Source organism: Exiguobacterium sp. KJ 601 (assembly GCF_027161185.1).
Classification (GTDB): domain Bacteria; phylum Bacillota; class Bacilli; order Exiguobacteriales; family Exiguobacteriaceae; genus Exiguobacterium; species Exiguobacterium profundum.
The window spans coordinates 20,278-27,068 of sequence record NZ_JADHZG010000008.1 but is presented as its reverse complement, the minus strand read 5'-3'; the positions used below and the strand labels follow the sequence as shown (position 1 = coordinate 27,068).

The window sequence follows — 6,791 nt, the reverse complement described above, 5'->3', positions numbered from 1 at the left end:
CCATACACGGCCGAGATCGATGCGTCAGACATCGAGAAGGGCACGTACGCGCACTACATGTTGAAAGAGATGGACGAGCAGCCGGCCGTCATCCGCAACATCATCCAGCACTACCAGAACGAGAACGGTGACATCGAACTCGCAGAAGGCGTGCGTGAACTTGTCTCGGAAGCGGACCGCGTCTATATCGTCGCATGTGGGACGAGCTATAACGCCGGACTCGTCGGAAAAGACATTTTAGAGCGCATCGCCGGCATTCCAACAGAAGTGCACGTTTCTTCTGAATTTGGTTACAATATGCCCCTCCTAAGTGAACGTCCGTTGTTCGTCTTCTTATCACAATCCGGTGAGACGGCGGACAGCCGTGCCGTGCTCGTCGAAGTGAAGAAACGCGGATACAAAGCGCTCACCATGACGAATGTACCGGGTTCAACGCTCTCACGCGAAGCGAACGAGACGATGCTCCTCCACGCCGGACCAGAGATCGCGGTCGCGTCGACAAAAGCATACACGGCACAGATTGCCGTCCTCGCGATTCTCGCGTACGACATCGCCCGTGCGACAGGGAAAGAATTACCGTTCGACCTGATGCCAGAGCTTGCCCGTGTCGCGACCATCATGGACTCGATCATGGCGCAAAAAGAATTGTTCGAAGACCTCGCTGAACGTTATTTGAAAACGACACCGAATACGTTCTTCATCGGTCGTGGGCTTGACGCTTCTGTCTGTCTCGAAGGAGCGCTCAAAGTAAAAGAGATTTCGTATATCCAAGCGGAAGGGTACCCAGGTGGGGAACTGAAGCACGGGTCGATCGCCTTGATCGAAGACGGGACACCGATCATCGCGCTCATCTCACAACCGAAGACGAACTTGAATATTCGTGGAAATGTCAAAGAGGTCGTCGCCCGTGGCGCGAACGCTTGTATCATTTCTATGCAGGGTGTGGAACATGAGAACGATGACTTCATCTTGCCACATGTCGAGCCACTCTTGGCACCGCTCATCAACGTGTTGCCGGTTCAGTTGATGGCATATTACGCGGCACTCGCTCGTGGATGTGACGTGGACAAGCCACGGAACTTGGCGAAATCGGTGACAGTGGAATAAACTGAACATAGTGTAAGGCACCTTTCTTCAGGAGAGGTGCTTTTTACTGCTTGCCGATATCTTTGCCAACAAGCAAAATAGTAGGAGAAGTAAGCGGTTCCAACTTATGATTAGATAAAGATAAGCGACGAAAGAAGGGCTGACATGAACGTATACATTGCTTGCCATAGCGGGTTTGTGACAAGTGCGATGGCGGCGAAGTTATTCGCGCAGGCAAGCGAGGGGCGCTTGTCTTGTACGATCACGCACGGAACGATTCAAAACATCCCGAATGAGGTGGATTTGATTCTCTATCAGGAAGGGGCGACCCCGGTCACCCATCCAACCGCACGTGTCCGGTCAGTCCGACAACTCCTGTCGCTCGAGGAATACCGACTACTTGTCGAAGAATGGATGGATGAGCATGAGACATGAGTGGACCGCGCGAGAGCGGTCGATTTTACTACACTTATTGGCAACTGAGACATCGACACCGCTCGCCGAAATCGCGCAGGCGGTGAATTTGTCTGAGCGCACGATTCAACGAGAACGACAATTACTTGAAGGCATCTTAAAAGAGTTCGAACTTGAACTCGCTTGGCAACGCGGTCATGGACTGAGCCTGGTTGGCAAACCAGCTGCGAAACAACAGTTACGAGAAGATCTCATCTTATCTGCAGAAGCGATCCCCACGAGCGAGGACCGCTTATTTGAACTGGCGTGGCGTCTCTTGTTTGAGAACGATACACTCAAATTGCAGGCGGTCGCTAAACAGATGCACGTTTCGCCGAGCACGTTGACGCAAGACTTAGAGAAATTGGACAGATGGTTCGAAGAGTATCATTTAGAAGTTGAACGGAAAAAAGGTGTTGGGGCTAGAGTGCTCGGTTATGAGTCCGAGAAGCGTAAGCTACTCATCAACGCTCTGCTTGCCCACTGGGACACGCTCGCATTTTATCGCTTCGTCCGTGGAGAAGACGACTACATTCCTGCTTTTTTGAAGACGGTACCATGCGAGGAGATGCTTGAAGGTCTTCGGGACGGTTATGATTATTTGAAATCCCGTTCGTTTGAGCGGATGGACGACCGCACCATCATGCGAGTCACGTTCGCTTACGGCGTGCAACAAGAGCGGTTAGCGTCTGGATTCTTTTTAGAGATGTATACGAAAGGACGGTCCGAGGACTATCTGAAAGTCGCCACCGATATGGAAGCGGCTCTCGGTATCACTTACTCGATGGCGGAACGCGTCTGGTTCGCGGAAGAGGCGAATCGTCTGCGCTCAATTAAAGATCAAATGAAAGAAGACGAGGAAGAACGCTGGATCATGCAGATTCGGGTGCATAAACTGATTCATCACGTCTCGCTCATCTACGGGTTCACCTTTACGGATGACGCGGCTCTCGAACGAGGACTGCTTGCTCACATCCTCTCGAGTATGAATACGCAGGCGCTACCAGAGACGAGTACGGTCAAGCCCCACATCGACCGCGACTATCCGGGACTTCGTTCGGCGATTCAACAGGCCGCCGACATCGTCTTTGGGACGAATACGTTCTCCGAAGAAGAGACGGTTTTTTGGGCGATGCACTTTGCGGCAGCACTCGTCAAACCGGTGCGCCGCCGCGAATATCGGGCGCTCGTCATCTGTTCGGCCGGACTCGGTTCGTCGAAGATGCTCGTCAATCGGGTACGCCAAGAGTTCCCAGAGATGCAAGACGTCGTCAACTCATCACTTTTCGGACTCGAACAGCACCGATTGGAAGAATATGATGTCATCTTGTCGACGGTACCGTTACCACCGCTATCGGTACCAACGTTAATCGTCAACCCGCTTTTGACGAGTGAAGAAGTGCAACGCGTCCGCCATCTCTTACTGTCATTACCGCAATCCTTTCAGACACTCGCAACGAAGCCGCGGTCAACGATGCTTGATTTCGCAGAACTCGGGGAATTGGTCGAGACGTTCGAGCGGATGGATGACCAGTTCGATTTGGTCACGCTCAATAATACGGACCGTTTAGAAGATATCTTGCTTGATATCGGTACACATTTAGAAGAACGTGACCTCGTACAAAGCGGGATTCAGCTCTCTGCCCAACTGCTTCGTCGTCACGAGGTCGCGGGCCTTGGTGTGCCGGGTACGAAACTGGCGTTATTCCACGGACGACATGCCTCGATTGAGAAGGCGAGTGTGTTTGCGTTTGATTTAACGACATCGATCCCACTCCTCATGATGGATCAGTCGACCGAACCCGTGACACGTCTCCTTGTCTTGCTTGCACCGGAAGAAGCACGTGACGTCGAGCTTCAGTTCCTAAGTGCGATCAGCGGGTCGCTCATTGAGAGCGAGGAGCATATGCGTCTTTATAGCACGGGAACGAAAGAAGATCTTCGTTTACTCCTGCACGAATGCATGAAGAAAATGATTCATGAAACATTGTATGAAAAATGACCGAACCATGGTCATTTTTTTGTTTGGCACAAAATGTTGCCAAAGTGTGAACTGGATTGAATTGAGAAAGCGCTTACTCCAGGCATACAATACAGGTGTAGAGCACAAACCGGTTAGCTACACTACACATTCAACCTTTCACATTTAAACGACTGGAGGTTTTATACATGGCGAATACGCAAGCAAGCTCGGGCGGGGTCCGAGTCAAAGTACAACGGTTCGGTAGTTTCCTCAGTGGGATGGTCATGCCGAACATCGGCGCCTTCATTGCCTGGGGGATTATCACAGCACTCTTCATTCCAACAGGATGGTGGCCAAACGAAAAATTAGCAGAACTCGTTGGTCCAACCATCACGTATCTCTTACCATTACTCATCGGTTTCACTGGTGGTAAATTACTTCATGACGTACGAGGCGGTGTCGTCGGGGCACTCGCCACGATGGGGGTCATCGTCGGTACCGACATTCCGATGTTCCTCGGTGCGATGATCATGGGTCCACTCGGTGGTTATGTCATCCGCCAAGTCGACCGTGCCCTTGAAGGCAAAGTTAAAGCGGGATTTGAAATGCTCGTCAACAACTTCTCAGTTGGAATCATCGGTGGTCTTCTCATGCTTGGAGGATTTGAAATCTTCGGTCCGATCATGAGTGCCCTCGATAAAGTCATGGCGGCAGGTGTTGACTGGATCGTCGGCGCGAAATTGCTTCCGATTGCGAGTCTGTTCATCGAACCAGCAAAAGTTCTCTTCTTGAACAACGCCATCAACCACGGGATCTTGAGCCCGCTTGGTGTCGATCAAGTCGCAGACGCTGGAAAGTCAGTTCTCTTCTTACTTGAAGCTAACCCAGGACCAGGTCTTGGATTACTTCTCGCATACATGTTCTTTGCTAAAGGTGCAGCGAAACGTACGGCACCGGGTGCAGCCATCATTCATTTCCTTGGTGGGATTCACGAGATTTACTTCCCATATGTGTTGATGAAGCCAGTCTTGATCCTTGCGATGATCGCAGGGGGCGCAACAGGGATCTTCACGTTCGTACTCTTTGATGTCGGTCTCGTCGCACCGGCTTCACCAGGTAGTATCTTCGCCATTCTCGCGATGGCATCACGCGGTTCATATCTCGGACTCGTGGCAGGGATTCTCTTGTCAGCAGCGGTCACGTTCGCTGTGGCGAGTGTCATCTTGAAATCGAGCGCAGCAGAGGAAGTATCACTCGAAGAAGCGACACAAAACGTGAGTGCGATGAAAGGCAAACAGTCTTACGCATCGGCTCTCGTGACAGATCGTCTTGATAAAGTCGACCATATCATCTTCGCTTGTGACGCTGGAATGGGATCGAGTGCCATGGGAGCATCGGTTCTCCGGAACAAGGTCAACAAAGCGAACTTGCCAATCAAAGTGACGAACACGTCCATCAGCAACTTGCCGAAAGATGCTCAGTTCGTCATCACACACGAAGATTTGACGGAGCGTGCGGAAGCGCAAGCACCGAATGCGATTCATCGTTCGGTCACGAACTTCTTGAACGCCGATTACTACGACCAATTGGTAGAAGAAATTAAAGCGGAACGCAGCAAAATTTCTTGAACTCAGAACAGATAGAGATACGGTTTAGCCATTAGGAGGAAATCAAAATGCCATTCATTCAAACAGAGATGATTCGACTTAACCAAACATTCGCAACGACAGAGGAAGCGATCACAGCAGCCGGAGCCGTCCTACAAGACGCCGGCTGTGTGACGCCGGAGTATGTAGAAGCGATGCATGAACGTCAAGCGATCGCCAACGTCTATATCGGAAACCACGTCGCCATTCCACACGGTACAGAAGCAGCGAAATCAGCGGTTCAGAAGACGGGGATCTCGTTCCTGCAAGTACCAGACGGTGTCGACTTCGGAGGTCAAACGGCTAAACTCGTCATCGGAATTGCAGGTGTGAATGATGAACATTTAGAGCTCCTTTCGCAAATCGCGATTCTCTGCTCGGACGAAAGCAATGTGGAGCGTCTTGTTCAGGCGAAAACGAAAGAAGAAATCTTGGCGCTCTTTATGGAAGAGGTGGCGTAAATGAAAGCTGTTCATTTTGGTGCAGGGAACATTGGACGAGGATTTATCGGATTATTGCTCAATCAAAGCGGTTACGAGGTGACGTTTGTCGACATCAATGACACGGTCATCGAAGCGCTTGAGGTAAAACGTCATTATGAGGTCGGATTCGCAGAAGACGGCGTCGATCGTATCATTGTCGACCGTGTTCGCGGTGTCAACAGTTTAAAAGAACCGGCTCGTGTCGTGGAATTGATTGCAGAAGCAGATCTCGTGACGACGGCTGTCGGACCGTCACTCCTCTCAAAAGTGGCACCGTTGATTAGCGAAGGACTTCGTGCTCGTGAAGTCGAAGACGCCCCGGTTTATGTCATTGCATGTGAGAACATGATTGGTGGGAGTGCGATTCTTCGTCAAGAAGTAGAGGCGTGTGGCGGTGTCGGGGAGGCGAATGTCTTCTTCCCGAACGCGGCTGTCGACCGCATCGTCCCACTACAACAACATGAGGATCCACTTTACGTGGAAGTCGAGACGTTCCATGAATGGGTCATCGAGACACAAGGGCTCAACGAACAACCACCGATTCAAGGTGTGACATGGGTTGAAGAAATCGGACCGTATATCGAACGGAAATTATTCACGGTCAATACGGGACATGCCATCGCCTCTTATATTGGCTCGTTGTTCGGGAAGGCGACGATTGACGAGGCATTGAAGGATCGCCGTGTGCGTCAAGTCGTCCAAGGCGCTTTATATGAAACAGGTTGGTTATTGCTTGAGAAATATGGATTCGAGGCGAAAGAGCATAGCCAATACATTCAAAAAATCATCAAGCGCTTTGAAAACCCGAAATTGAAGGACGAAGTGTCGCGCGTGGCGCGTTCGCCGATTCGTAAACTTGGACCGAGCGACCGTCTCGTCAAGCCGGCACGCGAATTGATGGATAACGGCATCGAGCCAAACGAACTCGCTTACGGGATTGCAGCAGCCCTTCATTACTACAACCCGGAGGACTCGGAATCGTCGGAGCTGAACTTGTCGATCGAAGAACACGGCATCTCGTCAACGATTGAAAAATACCTTCATCTTCATGAAGGGGACACGTTGACCCAGTTGATTCTCGATCAATATCATTTGATTCGGGAAGAAGAAAAAGAACGCGTGTCGTAACTAAAAATCGCTCCTGTCTATTTGACAGGAGCG

The 6,791-nt window shown here is 50.9% G+C and carries 6 protein-coding genes; all 6 read left to right on the top strand.

Annotated features, from left to right (window positions below; translation table 11 throughout):
• A partial coding sequence (gene glmS, locus IRJ25_RS14890; RefSeq protein WP_269318577.1) for a glutamine--fructose-6-phosphate transaminase (isomerizing) occupies positions 1-1,107 on the top strand: 1,107 nt, incomplete at its 5' end.
• A 144-nt stretch (positions 1,108-1,251) separates the two neighbouring features.
• Positions 1,252-1,521 (top strand): hypothetical protein, encoded by a 270-nt coding sequence (locus tag IRJ25_RS14885; protein WP_074034712.1) that lies wholly within the window; start codon positions 1,252-1,254, stop codon positions 1,519-1,521.
• The gene (locus IRJ25_RS14880; RefSeq protein WP_159563467.1) at positions 1,511-3,541 is read left to right on the top strand and encodes a BglG family transcription antiterminator; all 2,031 of its coding nucleotides are present in this window, start codon (positions 1,511-1,513) and stop codon (positions 3,539-3,541) included. The genes IRJ25_RS14885 and IRJ25_RS14880 overlap by 11 nt, the downstream gene beginning before the upstream one ends.
• A gap of 167 nt (positions 3,542-3,708) precedes the next feature.
• Positions 3,709-5,130: a PTS mannitol transporter subunit IICB gene (locus tag IRJ25_RS14875; RefSeq protein ID WP_196431520.1), complete on the top strand. Its 1,422-nt coding sequence runs from the start codon at positions 3,709-3,711 to the stop codon at positions 5,128-5,130.
• Between the two features lie 47 nt (positions 5,131-5,177).
• Positions 5,178-5,609, top strand: coding sequence for a PTS sugar transporter subunit IIA (locus tag IRJ25_RS14870; protein WP_026824364.1), 432 nt, complete (start codon positions 5,178-5,180; stop codon positions 5,607-5,609).
• Positions 5,610-6,758 (top strand): mannitol-1-phosphate 5-dehydrogenase, encoded by a 1,149-nt coding sequence (locus IRJ25_RS14865; protein WP_264093249.1) that lies wholly within the window; start codon positions 5,610-5,612, stop codon positions 6,756-6,758.
• Positions 6,759-6,791: the final 33 nt, after the last annotated feature.

Excerpts from the sequence above, each read along its gene's own strand:
- IRJ25_RS14885 (WP_074034712.1), top strand. The coding sequence starts at position 1,252 with ATGAACGTATACATTGCTTGCCATAGCGGGTTTGTGACAAGTGCGATG.
- IRJ25_RS14880 (WP_159563467.1), top strand. The coding sequence starts at position 1,511 with ATGAGACATGAGTGGACCGCGCGAGAGCGGTCGATTTTACTACACTTA.
- IRJ25_RS14875 (WP_196431520.1), top strand. The coding sequence starts at position 3,709 with ATGGCGAATACGCAAGCAAGCTCGGGCGGGGTCCGAGTCAAAGTACAA.
- IRJ25_RS14870 (WP_026824364.1), top strand. The coding sequence starts at position 5,178 with ATGCCATTCATTCAAACAGAGATGATTCGACTTAACCAAACATTCGCA.
- IRJ25_RS14865 (WP_264093249.1), top strand. The coding sequence starts at position 5,610 with ATGAAAGCTGTTCATTTTGGTGCAGGGAACATTGGACGAGGATTTATC.